This is a genomic window from Lachnoclostridium phytofermentans ISDg (genome assembly GCF_000018685.1).
GTDB classification, from domain to species: Bacteria; Bacillota; Clostridia; order Lachnospirales; family Lachnospiraceae; genus Lachnoclostridium; species Lachnoclostridium phytofermentans.
On the sequence record NC_010001.1, the window covers coordinates 2013343 to 2032290 of the forward strand.

Genomic DNA, 18948 nt, shown 5'->3' on the forward strand with positions numbered 1-18948 from the left:
AGGGGGGATTGGATGAATGAGAAGTTTTTGGAGCTACCTGAGGAAAAACAGTTACGAGTGATAAATGCAACTATGGAAGTTTTTGCAAAGAATGATTATAAGCATGCTGTTACGGATGACATTGCATCTAAAGCAGGAATCTCGAAAGGATTATTATTTTATTATTTTAATAATAAGAAAAATCTATATTCGTATGTATTTCACTATACTATGGATATTATGCGAAAACAAATTTTAGATGAAAAATTTCAAGAGATTGATGATTTCTTTGAATTACTCGAATATGCATCGTATAAAAAGTGTGTACTTATAGAAAGAAATCCATATCTTATGGATTTTTCAATGAAATGCATATTTGGTGATAAAGAGAATGTGTCGCTAGATTTGCAGAAAGACATTTCGCAAGAAACTGCAACGATTTTTTCGGTGTATTTTAAAAATATTAACCTTAATAAATTCCGTGATGATATATCACCAGAATATTTAATTAGGATGCTTACCTGGATATCTGAAGGTTATGTCCTTGAGAAAAAGATGCAGGGGAAGGAACTTGTGATTGATGAAATTATGGCTGATTTTAAACAATGGACTCAGTATTTTCGAAAGATTGCATACAAGGAGGAGTATTTAAATGAAAGTAATTGAAGTTGACCATATCACGAAGGATTATGGTAACCAGAAAGGGGTATTTGACGTATCATTTTTTGTTGAGAAAGGAGAAGTTGTTGGCTTTCTTGGACCAAATGGTGCAGGAAAAACAACGACGATACGCCAGTTAATGGGATTTTTGCATCCGGATCAAGGAAAAGTATCCATCCTTGGAATGGATTGTTTCGAGCAAGCAAGTATTATTCAGAATAGTTTAGGATATCTACCTGGTGAAATTACCTTTATGGATGACATGACAGGATTAGAGTTTCTGCACTTTATTGCTAAGATGAAGAAAATGAAAGATTTTTCTTATGCAGAGAATCTTATGAATTATTTCGAACTTGATCCAAAAGGAAAAATTAAAAAGATGTCAAAGGGAATGAAGCAAAAGATAGGTATTGTTTGTGCTTTTATGAATCAGCCGGACATTCTAATTCTTGACGAACCAACAAGTGGCCTAGATCCTTTAATGCAAAGCAAATTTGTTGATTTAATTTTAGAGGAGAAGAAACGTGGAGCCACTATTTTTATGTCCTCTCATATATTTGAAGAGGTTGAAAAAACCTGTGACAGAGCAGTTATTATAAAAGAAGGAAAGATAATAGAGGATGCACAGATTGAAAAATTAAAACATAGTAGAAAGAAGGTTTATGAGATAACCTTCGCTAAGAAAGAGATGGCAACAATGTTTCTTGAACATACAACTTATAAAGAATTGGAAGTTTCGGATAATGTGATAACCATTCGTATTAGTGGCTCTACGGATCAATTAATAAAATCTCTTGCTACATTTGAGATTTTGGACTTAAATGTAAAGACCCAGTCGCTGGAAGATCTGTTTATGACTTTTTATGGAGGGAAAAACAATGATTAGTAAGACATTACTTTTACGGGAAACCAAATCAAATTATAAAATTATGCTAATCTTTCTTGCGGTGCTGACAATGTATGGTTCAATGGTTATAGCTATGTTTGATCCAAAGCTTGGTGAGAGTTTGCAATCTATGGCTGAGAGTATGCCGCAGATTTTTGCTGCTTTTGGTATGGCAGGTATTTCAAATACGCTAATTGACTTCATGGCAAATTACCTATATGGTATGATATTTATATTATTTCCATTGATTTTCATTATCCTAGTTTCTAATCGAATTATAGCAAGATACATCGAACGAGGTTCCATGGCTTATCTTCTAGCAACACCTACGAAGCGTAGTACAGTTGCGTTTACCGAAGCTTTATTTTTAATCAAAGGATGTTTTGCTCTTGTGCTTTATGTAACTGTACTATGTATCACTGTCAGTGCAATTTTATTTCCTGGGGAGCTTGATGTTGGTAGATTTATCATCTTAAATATTGGTTTATTTGGTGTTTATTTATGTTTTAGCAGTATCTGTTATTGCTCCACATGCCTATTTAGTGATTCTAAGTATCCATATGGAATCGGAGCATCCTTGTGCGTCGTCTTTGTTCTTGTAAAGATGATATCACAGGTTTCGGAAAAGGCTGAAAAATTTAAATACTTAACACCGCTAACGTTATTTGATGCAACTGGAATTATCAAAGCGGAAAGTAGTGGTTATCTTGGAATTGTAATTTTATATGTAATAGGAATCGTTTTATATGGAATTGGAATAAGATATTTTTCAAGAAGAGATTTATCTATATAAAATATAATTTAATTTTGTGATACTTTATTAAGGGGTGCTATTCAAGTAGTTTGAATGGCCCCCTATTTTAACGCTCTGCATCAAGTGTTATATACTAGTTGCAAAGCTATTTTCAGCGAAAGAAATTATTTGAAAAAGTATTCTTGTATGCTGAAATCGATAAGAATTTTATAAGAGAGAGTGAAAAGGGAGTAAGAATTGTAATAAAATAACAATATAAGTAACTATTAGATGAGGATTTAACAAGATATCTGTAAAACAAGGAAATAATACCTAGTAATAAAAAATATATAGTAATAAATTGTTTTATTTGGTACAATATGTTTATATTTACATCGTTGCAAGAGAGGAGCGGGTATTATGAGTAGTAACTTATTTCACTCAAAAAAAAGTACAAACACAGTAGTTTCAGATCGTGCTAAACTGTTAGAAGAAATATCCAAAGTAAGCAATGGGGAAATCAATACGATTGAGGAAGATGGATTTCTCGATGTAGAATTGATTCAACAAATCAATGCCATGATTTATAACCTAAAAAGTAGTGGAAACAATGATGTGATGCGGATGAATGACTTAGTAGAGGAAGCAACTAACAATTCTGTCATGAAAGAGATGCTTGAAACAGTATTGGGGCAAAGTAACTCAATCGATGGTTTAAAAATCTCAAGTAAGGAATTAGGAGATTCCATATCAAATATTTCTAATGCAGTAGAAAATATTAAACAGTTTGTTGATGAAGCAGTAGTTACTTCAGTTGATAGTGCACAGAACATGACAAAGAGTATTGAGGTAGTAAGCCAATCAACAGAAGAGATACGTAATATTAATGACATGGTACATAGCTTTCAATCAAAAACTTTAAAGATCCATGAAATTATTGATTTGGTAAAAAAGGTTGCACAGCAGAGTAATCTTCTTGCCTTAAATGCATCCATTGAAGCTGCCAGAGCCGGAGAGGCTGGAAAAGGTTTCGCAGTGGTTGCAGGAGAAGTTAAGGTTTTATCTGAAAGTACGACAGAATCCGCAGCGGATATCATGCGTTACGTTAAGGAGCTTCAAGCTAATACAGAAGAATTAGTAGAAACAATTCATAAAACAACACAAAAACTCGAGGATGGAAATCAAATTGTAGAACGTTCTGTTAATAGTATTCAGTCATTAAATACTCAAATGAATACCATTAATGATGAGATTGGAAGTATCTATAATTTTATTCAAAATCAAGAAGTGACAGCGAATGAATTTGTAACTTCCATAGACACTCTGTCGGATTCCTATGATGAGATGCAAAATCAATGTAACAATGGTGGTAAATACTTATTTGATATCGTTAGGGGCACAGACAAGATAAGAGGAAACCTTGTACGAAATGCAATGGGCTTTACAACAAAAGAGTTTTTACATGTATTTGAAGTCGATCATATGGTATTTACTTGGAGGCTATATAATGCAATCAATAAGTATGAAACGCTACAGATGGATGTAGTTAATAATCATAAAGACTGTAAATTAGGAAAATGGTGTAACAGCATAAAGGATGAAAAGGTTTTAAATCATCCATCATTTTTACAGATGAAAAAATACCATGAAGAACTTCATGCAGTCGCAGTGAGATGTTTAAAAGAAATTGAAAATCAGAATAGAGTTCAAGCAATTAAATATTATGAGGAAGCATCGGCTACACTTCAAAAATTATTACAAGAAATAGAAAAGATAAAAGAAATTGTATAGAGAATTGATAAACAAGAAAAAGTATCATTTTGCGAAATTTTCCTTGATCTGAAAAAGATGCTATACGAAAGTATTTGATTAGAATAAAAAGGTATGAACTTCTCCAAGTACTCGGAGAGGTTCATACCTTTTTTAAAATAGCTGAGCTAATATACCAAGGTGTTCAAGAAGTATTTTGAAACCTAATACGATAAGTACGATACCACCAACACATTCTGCAACCCGTTTATAACGAGCCCCAAAAACATGACCAAGTCTAACACCAAGCATAGATAGAAGGAATGTAATAATACCGATTAAGCTCACTGCAAGTAACAGATTCACTTTAAGAAAAGCAAAGGTTATACCAACCGCAAGAGCATCAATGCTTGTAGCAACGGCTAAAACTATCATCACACGAAATGCGACAGAATCATTCGTACTGCAAGCCTCATTATCAAAGGCTTCTTTTAACATCTTAATACCTAGAAATACTAAAAGTACAAAGGAAATCCAGTGATCAATTTTGGTTATATAATTACGAAAGGAAATACCTAAAAAGTATCCAATGATAGGCATTCCAGCCTGAAATAACCCAAAATAAGCTCCATTAATGAATGCTTTTTTTAGGGACATTTTTTTCATTGCTAATCCTTTACAGACAGAGACTGCAAAGGTATCCATTGCTAGCCCGATTGCAAGTGTAAACAAAGTGAAAAGTGACATAAAAATTTACTCCTTCTTATTCATCGTCGGTATGGTCAGTAATGTTAGAGTAGAAGACACATCTATTTTCAATACAAAAAAGACCTATCTGTGTTATTGCCACAAATAAGTCTCGTTATTCAAAGTATAACCAGATAGAATCTATCATTGTGTTGACTATACTACACATCTTGCTAACTACTCCCTTACCAGTAGATATATCATATCGAAGGGAATCTTAAATGTCAAGCAACTATATATATCTTTGTGTATGGAATGGTCAAGACAGAAGATAACCAGAGAATTAGTGTAATGTTTAATTGTATCATAAGGTAATATATGGTAAAATTAATAGTGGTCGAGACTGGGTTATTCTATGTAGTAAAAATTTGAAATTAGCAGAATGGACAGATATCCATTAGAGGAGGGGGAGATTTAATAAAATTTGAAATTAAATATATTGGAGATAAATTAATTGATAAAGATGAACCATGGAATTGCAAAGTTCTGGTTTGTAAATTAACGGGATGTTAAAGTCGAGCGGTGATGGACTTCGTCTTTACAATCGCATTTACTTTACCTTGACAATAAATTATATAAAAGGAGGAAATGAAATGGAGCTGGAGAACCTCCAATGTTCTGCGTTGAATTTCGAGCATGAGGTGGAACTCCTTGCTCAGGCACGTCCATATCTTTCATGGGAGTCACCATGGGGTGTTAATGAGGAACGTAGATTCAAGCTAGCTCCTATCCTAAAAGAAGCTGCAGAAAGCTATGAAAAAGGAATCGATTATATCGAAAAGGCCCTTGTGGCAAACAGCATATCTGGTAGTTAAAATGACTAGAGGGAGAGCTAAAGTATTAGGAACCTCTCAGTTCAAAAGAAAATAACCTGTCAAGCCATTGTGACAGGTTATTCGCTAAAAAGGTGAATATTGGTCGTAAAGCACATGAAATTAAGTTGAAACTCAAACTTGAAATTTTGAAACCATATCTTGTAGTTCGTTTGCTAGATAAGCAAGATTTTGAGCAGATTTCGTTACTTCCTCCATAGAAGCAGATTGTTCTTCGGCTGCAGCATTAATCTCTTGACTTGAAGCTGCACTTTGTTCTGATATTGCCGCAATATTGTCAATAGCTGCAACAGTTTCATTGTTTCCTATTGAAATTGCTTTAGTCGCATCGCTAACTTGTTGTACTTGATTTGCTACGATATCAATTTCCGCTGCAATAGATTCAAAAGAATCACCAACCTTATTTACTGCCTCAACTCCATCATAGATATTGACATTTCCTTTTTGAATAACATCAACAGCTTGCTTTGTACTATCTTGGATGTTATAAATTAAATCTGCGATTTTTTTGGTCGAATTTGATGATTGTTCAGCAAGATTTCTAATTTCTTCTGCAACAACAGCAAATCCCTTACCTTGCTCTCCAGCTCTTGCTGCCTCAATAGCAGCATTAAGTGCCAACAAATTAGTTTGATTAGCGATACTTTGAATTACATTAACTATTTGTTCTATTTCTTGAGATTTTAGATTCAGATCTGTTACCACCTCAGAAGTTCTGGTAGCAACCTGTCGTACTAATTCAATCTTTTCTATAGCATTTCTTGACTCATTGAGTCCTTGATTTGCAGTTTCAGAAACCTTGATACCTGCTTGAGTTACGGATTCAATTTTTATTGCAGTACCTTGGATACTTGTTGATATTTTGTTTAGATTTGAACTACTAATTTCTAATTCTTGAGATTGATTATTTAATCCCTCTGCAAGTTCACTTATAGTACGAGTAACTTGCTCAGTAGCAGCAGCGGTTTCTTCTGAAGAGGATGATAGTTCTTGACTGTAAGAAGCTACAGTTACAGAAGCTGTAGCAACCCCTTTTATAAGTGTTCTTAAGTTGTGTATCATCGTATTAAAGGATATAGCTAAATCACCAATCTCATCCTTGTTTTTAGTCTTAATGTCTTCGACTGCCAGATTACCTTGAGCAACCAAAGAAGCAATACTAGCCATAAAAACAATCGGTTTTGAAATGTTTTTTGATATAACAACACCAGTAATGCTACTCAAAACAATTGAAAATGATAACACAATTATTACAATATTTTTAGATCTATCGTACAAAATATCACTGTTATTATATGCATCCGATGCGTGTGAATCCATTTCGGTTGTTAAGTCAAGAATGATATTATCAATATTTTCGATAATTGTTCTGATATCTTGAGATTTCTTAAAAGCTGCATCATAATTTTGTTGCGAATTTAATTTTATTAGTTCTTGCTGCAAGGGTTTAATTTCTTCCCAATACATATAAATTTGTTTAATCTTATTATCTGTACTTTCATTAGATATAGTTATACTAAAATTATTCATTGCTTCTTCAAATTTTCCATTGTACATATTAATTCTTTCTGTATACATTGCTTCCTCTGCTGGATCCTTTGATAAAATAAGGTTTTTTTCAGTACGATTTGATGAAAGTATATTAATTTGTGCATCTTTAATATAAGATATACCTTTTAATTCCTTTTCGTACATACTGTTTAACATACGATTGATGCTATCAATGTTACTAATACCTAATAAACCTAAAAAAATGATAATAGCTAATAAAATTCCAAATCCACCTAAAATTTTCTTTTGTACTGTTAACTTCATAAGTCTCCTCCTCTGTATATGTAATATTTATCAATTGTAGCATACCTATGTATATTATAAATTTTATAAGTTAAGCGTCCTAAAATATAATAGCCATATTATAATCAAGATTTAAGCATAAAAATAGACTATAGATACAAATATTTCTATAGCTATAGCACCTAAAAAAATGAACTTAGTAAAATTTCAGTGATTTTACATTAATATACCATACATAATGTTTCATATTTAAATATGCTAATAAGATTTGAGCAATATTTGGATTAATTAACTCATAATTGGAATAATAAAGAATATATGCTATAATTATCTAAATTATAATATAAATGTTAAATATATTCAATAAATAAATTAATATTTTTTATTATAATTTAATGTAAAAATATCTTTTAAATCTGACTGATAATGTAATGTTTCCGGTGGGATATGGGTTAAAGTATTAGATGCTGTACATTAATAATTTCAATAAGACTGTTCCAGCTCATAGATATTTCATAATATTTGGTTGTAGAAGCAGTTACTTTTATTTAGCGGTAAAATAATAAAAGCATACTTCTAAAAATGAAATCATAGATTGTAATTGTATAATAATGTAAATCAACTTGATTGTAATCGTAATAATATTATAATGAGGAGACCATATTATGAAAACCAAATTTAAGATATTAGTATCCTTAGTGTTCAGCTTCATTCTTATTTCAAATTTTACACTTACAGCATATGCTGCAACTTGGTCATCAGCTGACCAATGGGCTACATGGAGTAATGGAGGTTATACGATTTATAATAATGTATGGGGCAGCGGTGCAGGATACCAATCAATCTGGGCTAATAGCTACAGCAATTGGGGTGTATGGGCGCAGCATCCTAATACAGGAGGTATAAAATCTTATCCAAATGTAACTAAGTCGATTGGCAAAACATTATCTTCGATAAAAACCTTACAAAGTAGTTTTAATGTTACCAGGCCAAGTAGCGGGGCTTATGAAAGTGCTTATGATATTTGGTCGAATGGCTCGTCTTATGAAATTATGTTATGGATGAATTCATATGGAAGTGTTGCTCCGATATCTTATAATTGGGATGCTTCCGGTAAGCCTGTACCAGTCTATACGAATCTTAGTCTAGGCGGTCATTCATGGAATGTGTATCAGGGTAGCAATGGATCGAATCCGGTATATTCATTCGTAAGAACAAGTAGTACGAATTCCGGTACGGTCGATATATTAGCTATACTTAATTGGATTAATGGTAAAGGCTGGTTTAGTGGAACTCAAACAGTTAATTTAGTTCAATTTGGGTTTGAGATTACTTCATCAAGTGCCGGATCAGACTTTATCTGCAATAGTTATTCTGTAACCAGTAATTAAAATAAACAAATCCTATTCAATGATTGAGCGGTTATCATTATTATATATTCATTCATAAGTAATAACGACTACAACAGTATGTCTATCTTCGTAGTAAATATATTTTGGGTGCGTGCCAAAACAAATCATACTGATTGTGAAATGACATTTAAAATCACATATATACAGAATATAAACAACATTTAAAACAGGAAGAAGGATTTTCATCGCTCTTCCTGTTTTTATCATGTAACGCATAACACTCTAGGATCATAAATATAAAGACGTAAAGGTAATCGGAACTACGGAAGGAGTATAGAAAATACAATAGTAAACTTATGCCCCGCCATCGTGACAGGTCATTCATTAAAAAGGGGAGGATAAGTATCCGAGGTTTTGCAGTTTTTTATCATGTGTTATATGGTTTTACGGGAGAAATACGGATTTCAAACTCATCATATTTTATCTTGTGATATCTAAATTGCGTATAAAGTTGCGTATAGAATGATAATATCATGTAGAGGATAGGTGAAATTAATATCATGTTCGATTGTATCAGTAGGGATTATATGGTAATATTAATATAGGAGTAATCGAGACAGGGTGTGCTAGCCTCAGATAAATATTAAAACTATTGTGCAATTAAATTATTGAAAAAATTATGGAATATAAATTATAGTATTACGGTTTTTAAATTCTATTGTTATGGTTTGTCTTGGTGCATTTAATTCTAATAATAATTAACAATGAAGAAGGAATGAAGAGTATGATATTTATAAAGCAGCCTTATTTACAAAATCCGAAAGTAGATAGCATGACAATTATGTGGGAAACGGATAATGTATCTACTTCAAAAGTATATGTTTGGGAGGCATATGCCCCTAACATACCGGCAAATGTATATTTTTCTCTAAAGCAATATGGAAAGTTGTTTATTTTCACTATCCCCCATATGCCTCTGCCATATTCGAGACTGTTGCTATGCGAAGACTATGTCCCTTACTTGAAAAATATAAAGTTGATGTGGTATTTTCTTCACACACAATTCATTATGAAAGAAGCCATCCGCTTATCAATGGTGAAATTAATTCAGCAGGAGTAAGATATATTGTAGTTGGCGGAAGTGGTGCATATGCAGATTGGATCCGTCATAAAACTAATTCAGTTACTGCTAAAATTATGGCGAAGCCTCATTTTGTACAGGTAAATGTATCCCCTTATTCGTTGGAAATTCAAGCCATAGATTCAAATGGAATGTTATTTGATTCATGTGTAATTGATAGGTGATGGACATATTAAACACAATAAAAATTTAACAATCTAATACATAGCAATATCGGATGGGATCGTTCGTGGCCCTAAGGAATGAGGATTTTATTAAGAATTCTCATGGCAGGAAAGGGCAGATTTCCCTAGAAAGGATGACAAAAACTCATGAATGCGATTACAAAAAACAGACAGACAAATGATATAATTTATCAGATGGCAGAGAAAGCTTTTGGAGAGGATAAGATAGATTATGAGAAAGAGATCGTAGAATTAGATGGTGGTTATTGTAATGTTGTTTATCTTGTTCCTTTATTAGAAGAGGATGCTATACTTAAGATTGCTCCATCAGACGAAATACAGATGATGTCTTATGAAGAAAGAATACTAGAAACTGAAGTTGCAGTGATGGACCTAATTGAAAGGTATACAAAAGTTCCTAGTCCCAAAGTACTCTTTTTTGATGATAGTAAGACAATCTGTAATTCCTCCTACTTCTTTATGACAAAATCAGAAGGCATATCCTACGATCATTTAAAGCAAGAGCTTTCTAAAGAGCAAAATGAAGCAATTATAAAAGAACTTGGAAGTTATAACAAACAGATAAATCAAATCAAAGGAAACTATTTTGGACTTATTGGAAAATCTTCATCTCGCTTTGAAACATGCAGAGAGTTTATATTATCGTTATTTCAGATGCTCATTAAGGATGGTAAAAGAAAAGGCAGCAATTTAGTACATATCACTTATGAAGAATTATGGGAACTAATAACATCTTATGCAGAAGTTTTTGATGAAGTAATGACACCTAGGTTAGTTCATTGGGATTTATGGGATGGTAATATATTTGTTCAGAACGGGTCTATCTCAGGAATAATTGACTATGAGAGAGGATTTTATGGTGATTTCTTAATGGAAAATGAATTCTCAAGTTTTAGTGAACCATCCAAGGGCTTTCTAGAAGCATATGGAAAAGAAGAATTCACACCGAAGGAAATGATACGCTGTACGATTTATCGTCTATATCGTTGTATAGTAATGATTGTAGAGTGTGATTATCGTAAGTATGACAATGATAAGCAGTATAATTGGATGATAGATACTTTAAAAGTTGAGCTTGAAAAATTAAAAAAATTATCACAATAAAATAAAGCGATAACAACTTAATTCTTACTATGAAATAAGTTGTTATCGCACTTTTTATTTATGATAAGAAAAAGATTGTGATGCGTACTTTTCCTTGTTTAATGCACATATATCAGTAGGAACTATACACTCTAGTTTTTAAGCTGAGATAGATAAAGCCTACTTATAGCAAGAGTTTAAGGATTATGCAAGTTATCGTTTTCATCACAGACTTCTCGTGCATTTAAATGAAACTCTTTTTCATAACGAATATCAGGTGGCTGAGGGTAAGTATAAAGGTCACCCTTATAGTTTCGCATTACAACCTCATTATCATCAATTGATATGATATACTCTGGATTGACAGGTATTTTGCCACCGCCGCCCGGAGCATCAATCACAAACTTTGGAATTGCATAACCGGAGATATATCCTTGCAAATGATGAATCATCTCAATACCAGTTTCTACTCTGGTTCTAAAGTGGCCTAAGCCTTGACTTAAATCACATTGATATAAGTAATAAGGTCGAATACGGTTTTTTACTAGCTTTAATAACAAATCTTTCATAATGTCTGTTGAATCGTTAATACCACGAAGCAGAACACTCTGATTTCCAAGAGGTATGCCTGCATCCACTAACCTAGCACAAGCGTCCATGGAATCCTTGGTAATCTCTTTTGGATGATTAAAATGTGTATTAATCCAAATCGGTTCATAATTACGAAGCATGTTTGTTAATTCCAGGGTAATTCTCATTGGTAGAACAACAGGAACTCTGGTTCCAATTCGTATAATCTCTACATGTTCAATGGAACGAAGCTTTTTAAGAATATGTTCCAGTTTCTCATCGCTCATCGTAAGTGGATCACCACCAGAAATGAGTACATCTCGAATCTCTTCTTTGCTTCTAATATATTCTACTGCTGTATCAATTTCTTTATCAGAGATTACCATGTCTTCTTCACCAACCAAACGTCGTCTGGTACAGTGCCTACAATACATAGAACATTGGTGAGTTACCAGAAAAAGTACACGATCAGGATAACGATGTACAATACCTGGAACTGGGCTTTCTCCTTCTTCATTCAATGGGTCTGCCATCTCACAAGGAAGGATACGGTTTTCTAGGTTACTAGGAACCGCTTGCATACGAATCGGACAATTTCTATCCGTAGGATCCATTAAGGAAGCATAATATGGGGTAATCGCCATACGAAATTTACCCAAGCATTGAGTTATTTCTTGTTTCTCTTGTTCTGTTAAATCAATTGATTCTGTGAGTTCAGCAACCGTTGTAATACGGTTACGAAACTGCCACCGCCAGTCATACCAATCAGAATCCGGAATTAATTTACCATGAAAGATATGTTCGCTCATTTCTCACGCCTCCTAATTAGATTTGAAATGGAAGACCATTCCGATGGAGTGCGTTTCTTAGAATACTGCGAACTAATGTAACATAGTCCATTCCACAAAACTCAGCCAGCATTGGAAAGTCGCTATAACCAGGAGCCAAACCAGGGAGAGGATTTATTTCGATAAAATAAGGTTTTCCCTCTGAATTTAGCCTAAAATCGATTCTGGAAAAATCGTGGCAACTTAGGACTTTAAATATCTTTTTAGCCATGAAAACCATTTCCTCTTCGATATCAGGATCAAGTTTCGATGGGCATTCATAGCGAATTAATTTTTTATAATCTTGCTTAACATTAAAGCTGTAAATATTAAATTTATTTTTCTTGAGATAGATAATTTCCATAGGGGAGAATACATGAACATCATCGCCATTTCCAAGTACGCCAACAGTAAATTCTCTACCATCGATGTATTCTTCCACTAACATATCCTGGCCATAAGCCTTGATATTATCTGTTACGAGTGTTTTCAACTCTTCCTTATTCGTAGCAATACAAATATCGGAGATACCTTTACTGGAACCTTCTGCATTTGGCTTTACGATGCATGGAAAAGAAAAGTTAGTATTAAGGCGATTATCGTCTTTGGTAAACACTCGGTATTTCGGTGTTCTGATGCGATAGGTGGATAAAACTCGTTTACAAAGTGCCTTATCTAGTGCAAGGCATAGGGTTGTTTCGTCCGAACCGGTAAATGGAATGTTAAACATATTAAGGACTGCAGGAACCTCAGCTTCTCGGCCTCTTCCTTTTAACCCTTCTGCTATGTTAAACACAATATCGACCGGCGTTTCTTTCAGCCGTTTGGGCAAATCAGTATCTGCCTCCATTAATTCTATGTGGCAATTGTCACATTCTAAAGCGTTTTTGATGGCTAGAACCGTATCGATGCTGTCATATTCAGCTTCTGCATCAATGACTTCGGTACGAATCCCTTTCTTTAAATTATAAGTTATTCCAACCCGTAGTTTGGAATAAGGGTCAGCTTCATCTCCCAAGCTGCCATTTGCATCATTTTCCATAAACTTTCACCGTTCCTTTGATGATTTTTTATCGTTGCTTGAATGTCTGACATTTATATTTATGGAGTCTCAATAACAGGTAGTTATAGGATATCAATCATAATTAATCATAGGCTAACAATCGTAATTAATCATAGGCTAACAATTGTAATTAATCATAGGCTAACAATTGTAATTAATCATGGCTAACAATCGTAATTAATCATAGGATATTAATCATAATTAATCTAGGATATCCCATAGTTATTTTAGTTTTAACCATAGATATTCATTAGATATTCAAGGAAATTCTATACTTTTTTATTATGATGTCAATAGAGAAATTGATGACCCGCATAAAGATTTTGTTAAGCTTTTTAATTCTTAAGAAATTGCTCAAAAATCACCAAAATAAGGGGATCTACGAGGGGTGTTACTTACCCCATTGGAAGTCGCTACAAAGTGTCCACACCTTAGAAATAGTAAGGAGCTTAAAGTGAAAAAATACTTTGTTTTTATTGATATTTAAAGCTTCATAGCCGCATAAGCGAAAAGTTAATCAGTGAAAACCTCAGTAGTATCGGACTTATTTTTATGTCATATGATAGTTATGAAAACAAGAATTCCAATATAGAATATGCTTCATTTTATCAAATGGAACATATTCAAAAAAGTATATTCGAATATGAAAAAGGAGCGAAGATGAGCAAGTATAAGGTATGTGTATATGCAGTATGTAAGGACGAAGAGCAATTTGTACATCGTTTCATGGCGAATTTAAAAGAAGCTGACATGGTAATCATAGGGGATACTGGTTCTACAGATAAAACGGTTCAAAAATTTAAAGAAAATGGCGCTATCGTGTATGAGATTCCAATAAAACCGTGGAGATTTGATAAAGCACGAAATGAGTTATTAAAGTTTATACCAGAAGATGTTGATATCTGTGTAGCTCTTGATGTGGATGAAGTTATTAATGTTGGATGGAGAGAGGCATTAGAAGAAGTATGGCAACCAAACAGCTGCCTGGGTAGATACCAATACATCTGGAGTTTTAATCCGGATGGAAGTCCTGCGGTTCAGTTTGTACAGCATCGAATACATGCAAGAAAAAATTATCATTGGATTTACCCAACTCATGAGGTTTTAGAATATACAGGAAAGGGGAAGGCAGAAGATGTGTTCATACCTGGACTAGTGGTGGAACATTATCCGGATAAATCAAAAGATCGCAGTTTTAATGTTGAGTTATTAGAGCTCGCAATGAAAGAATTCCCGAATGATATTAGAAACTTACATTATCTTGGAAGAGAGTATATGTTTGTGAATCGATATGATGATGCAATTCTAACTCTTAAAAAATATTTAAATCATCCGCTTTCAGAATGGAGCGAGGAACGAAGTGCTTCGATGCGATTTATTGGACGTTCTTATGATGCGAAGGGAGATTATCTGCAAGCAAAAGCGTGGATGTTAAAAGCGATAGCAGAGATTCCGTATATTCGTGACGCTTATATAGAACTAGCTTTTCTTGCCTATGGTAAACAGGATTGGAATACAGTCTACTATGCAGTTACGGATGCACTTAAAATAAAAGAATTAAATACATTAGGTTATCCGAGTGATCCACGTGGGTGGAACTCCGATATTTATGATCTTGGCTCGCTTGCATGTATAAATCTTGGATTAGTTGACAGCGCTATTGAGTATGCAAAGCAAGCAGCTAGATTATCACCTGAGGACGAACGAATTAAAAATAATATTATATTTATGGAGCAGGAAAAAGAGATGCAGGAGGATCGAATTTGGGAAGCGGTTAACCAAAGAAAAAAAGAAAAGGATTAGTTAGATAAGTAATTTATATAAATTAGGTACAGATTACAAGGAACTACGAGCAGACCGTGAAACGGGTTGCTGACATTGCATAAAAAAGAGGAGCATCGCTCGATAGCTACGAATTAGCTATTTTGCAATGCTCCCATTTTTATGCGCACTCACATTATGGGTTTGAAGGCAAAGTATCTTCGTCTTCAAAGTGGCTTCGCCATCAAAAAAAGATCTGTGGAGTCTAAAATTGTGTAGCCACTTTTTTATGACAAGGAAAAGCTCGCAAAGCGTGCTTTTCCTTGTATATAGATTATCTCATATGATTTTCACTAAAGTACTTTTTACACTCTATTCGTAAAAAACACTAGATGTTAGAGATACATCCGTTTAAGATTAGAAGCATCTGAAGCATCCGCAGAATCTACGGCAGCAGCAATCTCTGCGGAAATCACAGTCTCTACGACAATCGCAGTCTCTACGACAATCGCAGTCTCTACGGCAATCACAGTCTCTACGGAAATCACAGTCTCTACGGCAATCGCAATCTCTACGGAAATCGCAGTCTCTTCTACATCCACAGCCACCGAAGCAGCCGCCACCAAAGCAACCGCCACCGAAGCAACCGCCACCGCAACCAAAATTACAACCAAAATTACACATATAATCATTCCTTTCTTTTTATATTTATAATATAAGATATGAATTTAGAATCTGCTATGTGACAAAAATTGAGCTTATTTTCATAAATAAGTTCTATTTAAAATTTTTTCTTCTTATTTAGATATTAATTTTTATCAAATCATTGTTGTTTTTGTAACTTGCATTTTCAAGTAAATGTAAAGAAGATTTAAAATACGTGACATAAACTTGCCACACAGGGTAAGTTATAATATTACAAATTTAAAGTATGAGGTGATAGGAATGCAAGGTAATCGTTTGTTTGAAATTACTTACCTGCTCTTGAATAAAAAAAGTATGACAGCTAAAGAGTTAGCAGAGCATTTTGAGGTATCCGTTAGAACAATATACCGTGATATTGACGCGCTTTCCTTAGCCGGAATACCAGTCTATACAACGAAAGGTAAAGGTGGAGGGATTTCTTTAATGGAATCTTATGTCCTTAATAAAGCGGTACTATCTGAAAAAGAACAAGAAAATATTTTGGCTTCTTTACAAGGGTTACATGCAGTTAACCGTTCAGAGGATGCTACGCTTAGAAAACTAAGTTCTATTTTTGGTAAAAAAGAAGCATCTTGGATTGAAGTTGATTTTTCTAGATGGGGAAGTAATTCGGAAGAAAAAGAAAAATTTGAATTAATAAAACAGGCAATTCTTGAAAAACAGGAATTAGAAATGATTTATCATAATTCATCTGGACATGAGTCAAAAAGAATTGTTTTTCCGCTAAAGCTTATATTTAAAGCACAATCGTGGTATTTATATGCTTATTGCAAAGAAAAAAAAGATTATCGTATCTTTAAGCTACGAAGAGTTAAAAATCTTAAGATGAATTCAAAGAAATTTTCGATTGAAGTACCACCAATCGATTTGGATGAAATCATATATCAAAATGAAGTAAATATGGAACAAATCATATTAAAATTAGATCATTCTTTATCCTATCGAGTATTTGATGAATTTCAAGAAGACGAGATTAAAAAACTTGATGATGGAAATTATCTTGTAACGTTTCAAGCTCCAACATCGTGGATCTATAATTTAATTTTGTCTTTTGAGGATAAAGTTGAGGTCATTTCACCAGATTATATAAAAGAACAGATGAAAACTATCTATCGCAATGCATTGCATAAATACGAATAAAATTCTTCTCTTTTGAGATATTAAGTGTGTACAAGAAATATTTTATTTTGGGTAAATTTTAATTTTTTTTTAAGTGCTATGTCTTAATTAATAATTTATTGTGTACAAAAAGTTTGAGTATAGGGACGAAGATGATTTAAATTAAATAGGGAAACATGACTACTAAGTAGGCATGTTTTCAAGTACGAAAAAAGAAAAATTGGAGCAGCATACATGAATGAAAAAATATATGAATTTGATGCAATCATAAAGAAAGTACCTGATATTGATGGAGCTTATGTAGAGATTCCCTTTGATGTGAAACAAGAGTTTCAAAAAGGTAGAGTTCCAGTTACAGCCACCTTCGATGGTGTTGTTTATGAAGGAAGTTTAGTTAGAATGGGGACTCCATGCCACATTATAGGAATACAAAAAAAGATAAGGGCTGAAATACAAAAACAACCAGGAGACATGGTTAAAGTTACTATTAAAGAGCGGCAGCCAAATAAGAAATAACGTAAAATTAAAAATGCCGAACAAGAGATTATTGAGTGCTTATTAAAATGCGATGAAGATAATTTTAATTTTCAAAGTGCTAATGTATATTTATAGGAGGTTTGCTATGGCTAAAGCAGGTATGAAACGCCCAGATCCACAAGAACCACATGGAACAGAAAGCAATCATAAATTACATTTAAAGAAAAATGACCAGCCACCAGTACCAGAAATCCAAGGTAAAGCGAAAGCAGGTCATAAAAAAGCGTCACAGATGCAGGAGAATTCAAAATGAAACATAAAGAATGGAAAAAGACACAGAAGGATAATTATAAAGAGTCTAGAGTATCCGTCAAAAATCTTTCAACTTCCACCTCCCTTAGAGAACCCTCTTATGGAGGAGACAAAGAGCAAGCTCAAAAACTTTTTCACGAATTGGAACATGAGCTTATGACGAGTGAAAAGCCATCTAATTATCTAAACACATTATTATCCCGACCTGAGTTTAATCAGTACCCTTTTTCCATGCTAGCTTCACTAGAAAAGACGGAACAATCTCCGAAGTATCATCCTGAAGGTAATGTCTGGATTCATACCATGATGGTAGTTGATGTAGCTGCTGCAGAAAAGGAGAAGAGTGAAAGACCGAAAGAGATTATGTGGGCAGCCTTACTGCACGATATCGGGAAACCAGAGACAACAAGGTTTCGTAAAGGAAGAATAACCTCTTACGATCATGACCGAGTAGGAGCTGAACTTGCAGATAAATTCTTGTCTGAGTTTACAACTGATCGAGATTTTATAAGATATGTATGTTCTTTAATACGCTGGCACATGATGATTTTATATGTGAATAAAGATTTACCGTTTGGAGATCTTCAAACAATGTTAAATGAGGTTAGAAGTGAAGATTTAGCTATACTTGGATGGAGTGATCGAACTGGTAGGACTGGTATCGATAAAAATGCTGAAAAAGAATCGATTGAGTTATTTTTAAAAAAAGCAAAATCGATAGAAGTATAGCTTATGTACTTGTAATGATAAGGAAAAAGATGGTATAATAATAGAAAGTACCAAAATATTGATAATATGATAAGATTGGCGATTTAAAAAGCTCGCTTATTATGCAGTTATACAAGAAAAGCACGCTTCGCAAACTTTTTCTTGTCATGAATAAAGAGCTGTTGCAAAATAATGGATAATTATAATGCAACAGCTTTTCATATTTAGTGTGTAAAATAAAGCTTGTTTCAAGAAAAAAATTAG

The 18948-nt window shown here is 33.5% G+C and carries 18 protein-coding genes; 13 read left to right on the forward strand and 5 right to left on the reverse strand.

Annotated elements, in window-relative coordinates; genetic code table 11:
* Positions 1-12: 12 nt before the first annotated feature.
* The 4 genes from CPHY_RS08480 (at position 13) to CPHY_RS08495 (ending at position 4049) form a co-directional block, all read left to right on the forward strand.
* Positions 13-645: a TetR/AcrR family transcriptional regulator gene (locus CPHY_RS08480; RefSeq protein ID WP_012199659.1), complete on the forward strand. Its 633-nt coding sequence runs from the start codon at positions 13-15 to the stop codon at positions 643-645.
* On the forward strand, positions 632-1525 hold the full coding sequence (locus tag CPHY_RS08485) for an ABC transporter ATP-binding protein (RefSeq protein WP_012199660.1): 894 nt from the start codon (positions 632-634) through the stop codon (positions 1523-1525). The genes CPHY_RS08480 and CPHY_RS08485 overlap by 14 nt, the downstream gene beginning before the upstream one ends.
* On the forward strand, positions 1518-2318 hold the full coding sequence (locus CPHY_RS08490) for an ABC transporter permease subunit (protein ID WP_012199661.1): 801 nt from the start codon (positions 1518-1520) through the stop codon (positions 2316-2318). The genes CPHY_RS08485 and CPHY_RS08490 overlap by 8 nt, the downstream gene beginning before the upstream one ends.
* A 360-nt stretch (positions 2319-2678) precedes the next feature.
* Complete coding sequence (locus CPHY_RS08495; protein WP_012199662.1) at positions 2679-4049, forward strand: methyl-accepting chemotaxis protein; 1371 nt, start codon at positions 2679-2681, stop codon at positions 4047-4049.
* 132 nt (positions 4050-4181) lie between these two features.
* Here CPHY_RS08495 and CPHY_RS08500 read toward each other — a convergent pair whose 3' ends face one another.
* Positions 4182-4754: a manganese efflux pump MntP gene (locus CPHY_RS08500; protein WP_012199663.1), complete on the reverse strand. Its 573-nt coding sequence runs from the start codon at positions 4752-4754 to the stop codon at positions 4182-4184.
* Positions 4755-5347: 593 nt separating this feature from the next.
* Here CPHY_RS08500 and CPHY_RS08505 point away from each other — a divergent pair.
* Positions 5348-5569, forward strand: coding sequence for a hypothetical protein (locus CPHY_RS08505; protein WP_012199664.1), 222 nt, complete (start codon positions 5348-5350; stop codon positions 5567-5569).
* A gap of 132 nt (positions 5570-5701) precedes the next feature.
* Here CPHY_RS08505 and CPHY_RS08510 read toward each other — a convergent pair whose 3' ends face one another.
* Positions 5702-7402: a methyl-accepting chemotaxis protein gene (locus CPHY_RS08510; RefSeq protein ID WP_012199665.1), complete on the reverse strand. Its 1701-nt coding sequence runs from the start codon at positions 7400-7402 to the stop codon at positions 5702-5704.
* Positions 7403-8046: 644 nt separating this feature from the next.
* Between CPHY_RS08510 and CPHY_RS08515 the strand changes: the two genes are divergently transcribed.
* The 3 genes from CPHY_RS08515 (at position 8047) to CPHY_RS08525 (ending at position 11163) form a co-directional block, all read left to right on the forward strand.
* Entirely contained in the window at positions 8047-8772 is a 726-nt protein-coding gene (locus CPHY_RS08515; protein WP_012199666.1) for a glycoside hydrolase family 12 protein, read from the forward strand.
* A 960-nt stretch (positions 8773-9732) separates the two neighbouring features.
* The gene (locus CPHY_RS08520) at positions 9733-10038 is read left to right on the forward strand and encodes a metallophosphoesterase (RefSeq protein WP_012199667.1); all 306 of its coding nucleotides are present in this window, start codon (positions 9733-9735) and stop codon (positions 10036-10038) included.
* Between the two features lie 147 nt (positions 10039-10185).
* Complete coding sequence (locus tag CPHY_RS08525) at positions 10186-11163, forward strand: phosphotransferase family protein (RefSeq protein WP_012199668.1); 978 nt, start codon at positions 10186-10188, stop codon at positions 11161-11163.
* A gap of 176 nt (positions 11164-11339) precedes the next feature.
* Here the strand turns inward: CPHY_RS08525 and kamA are convergent, their stop codons facing one another.
* Together kamA and CPHY_RS08535 are read right to left on the reverse strand one after the other, a co-directional pair.
* Entirely contained in the window at positions 11340-12521 is a 1182-nt protein-coding gene (gene kamA, locus CPHY_RS08530; protein ID WP_012199669.1) for a lysine 2,3-aminomutase, read from the reverse strand.
* 16 nt (positions 12522-12537) lie between these two features.
* On the reverse strand, positions 12538-13581 hold the full coding sequence (locus tag CPHY_RS08535; RefSeq protein ID WP_012199670.1) for a D-alanine--D-alanine ligase family protein: 1044 nt from the start codon (positions 13579-13581) through the stop codon (positions 12538-12540).
* Positions 13582-14262: 681 nt separating this feature from the next.
* On the opposite strand from CPHY_RS08535, the gene CPHY_RS08540 reads away from it, so the two are divergent.
* Complete coding sequence (locus CPHY_RS08540; protein WP_157668685.1) at positions 14263-15405, forward strand: tetratricopeptide repeat-containing glycosyltransferase; 1143 nt, start codon at positions 14263-14265, stop codon at positions 15403-15405.
* A gap of 353 nt (positions 15406-15758) precedes the next feature.
* On the opposite strand, the gene CPHY_RS08545 is transcribed toward CPHY_RS08540, so the two are convergent.
* Positions 15759-16055, reverse strand: coding sequence for a hypothetical protein (locus CPHY_RS08545; protein ID WP_012199672.1), 297 nt, complete (start codon positions 16053-16055; stop codon positions 15759-15761).
* A 253-nt stretch (positions 16056-16308) separates the two neighbouring features.
* Here CPHY_RS08545 and CPHY_RS08550 point away from each other — a divergent pair, with 253 nt between their 5' ends.
* The 4 genes from CPHY_RS08550 (at position 16309) to CPHY_RS08560 (ending at position 18705) form a co-directional block, all read left to right on the forward strand.
* Entirely contained in the window at positions 16309-17208 is a 900-nt protein-coding gene (locus tag CPHY_RS08550) for a helix-turn-helix transcriptional regulator (protein WP_012199673.1), read from the forward strand.
* Between the two features lie 213 nt (positions 17209-17421).
* On the forward strand, positions 17422-17703 hold the full coding sequence (locus CPHY_RS08555) for a DUF1905 domain-containing protein (protein WP_012199674.1): 282 nt from the start codon (positions 17422-17424) through the stop codon (positions 17701-17703).
* A gap of 106 nt (positions 17704-17809) precedes the next feature.
* Positions 17810-17977, forward strand: coding sequence for a hypothetical protein (locus tag CPHY_RS21935; RefSeq protein ID WP_012199675.1), 168 nt, complete (start codon positions 17810-17812; stop codon positions 17975-17977).
* Positions 17974-18705, forward strand: a complete 732-nt coding sequence (locus tag CPHY_RS08560; protein WP_012199676.1) for an HDIG domain-containing metalloprotein — start codon at positions 17974-17976, stop codon at positions 18703-18705. The genes CPHY_RS21935 and CPHY_RS08560 overlap by 4 nt, the downstream gene beginning before the upstream one ends.
* Positions 18706-18948 lie beyond the last annotated feature (243 nt).

Coding starts and splice junctions, on each gene's coding strand:
- CPHY_RS08480 (WP_012199659.1), top strand. CDS start 13: ATGAATGAGAAGTTTTTGGAGCTACCTGAGGAAAAACAGTTACGAGTG.
- CPHY_RS08485 (WP_012199660.1), top strand. CDS start 632: ATGAAAGTAATTGAAGTTGACCATATCACGAAGGATTATGGTAACCAG.
- CPHY_RS08490 (WP_012199661.1), top strand. CDS start 1,518: ATGATTAGTAAGACATTACTTTTACGGGAAACCAAATCAAATTATAAA.
- CPHY_RS08495 (WP_012199662.1), top strand. CDS start 2,679: ATGAGTAGTAACTTATTTCACTCAAAAAAAAGTACAAACACAGTAGTT.
- CPHY_RS08500 (WP_012199663.1), bottom strand. CDS start 4,754: ATGTCACTTTTCACTTTGTTTACACTTGCAATCGGGCTAGCAATGGAT.
- CPHY_RS08505 (WP_012199664.1), top strand. CDS start 5,348: ATGGAGCTGGAGAACCTCCAATGTTCTGCGTTGAATTTCGAGCATGAG.
- CPHY_RS08510 (WP_012199665.1), bottom strand. CDS start 7,402: ATGAAGTTAACAGTACAAAAGAAAATTTTAGGTGGATTTGGAATTTTA.
- CPHY_RS08515 (WP_012199666.1), top strand. CDS start 8,047: ATGAAAACCAAATTTAAGATATTAGTATCCTTAGTGTTCAGCTTCATT.
- CPHY_RS08520 (WP_012199667.1), top strand. CDS start 9,733: ATGCGAAGACTATGTCCCTTACTTGAAAAATATAAAGTTGATGTGGTA.
- CPHY_RS08525 (WP_012199668.1), top strand. CDS start 10,186: ATGAATGCGATTACAAAAAACAGACAGACAAATGATATAATTTATCAG.
- kamA (WP_012199669.1), bottom strand. CDS start 12,521: ATGAGCGAACATATCTTTCATGGTAAATTAATTCCGGATTCTGATTGG.
- CPHY_RS08535 (WP_012199670.1), bottom strand. CDS start 13,581: ATGGAAAATGATGCAAATGGCAGCTTGGGAGATGAAGCTGACCCTTAT.
- CPHY_RS08540 (WP_157668685.1), top strand. CDS start 14,263: ATGAGCAAGTATAAGGTATGTGTATATGCAGTATGTAAGGACGAAGAG.
- CPHY_RS08545 (WP_012199672.1), bottom strand. CDS start 16,055: ATGATTATATGTGTAATTTTGGTTGTAATTTTGGTTGCGGTGGCGGTT.
- CPHY_RS08550 (WP_012199673.1), top strand. CDS start 16,309: ATGCAAGGTAATCGTTTGTTTGAAATTACTTACCTGCTCTTGAATAAA.
- CPHY_RS08555 (WP_012199674.1), top strand. CDS start 17,422: ATGAATGAAAAAATATATGAATTTGATGCAATCATAAAGAAAGTACCT.
- CPHY_RS21935 (WP_012199675.1), top strand. CDS start 17,810: ATGGCTAAAGCAGGTATGAAACGCCCAGATCCACAAGAACCACATGGA.
- CPHY_RS08560 (WP_012199676.1), top strand. CDS start 17,974: ATGAAACATAAAGAATGGAAAAAGACACAGAAGGATAATTATAAAGAG.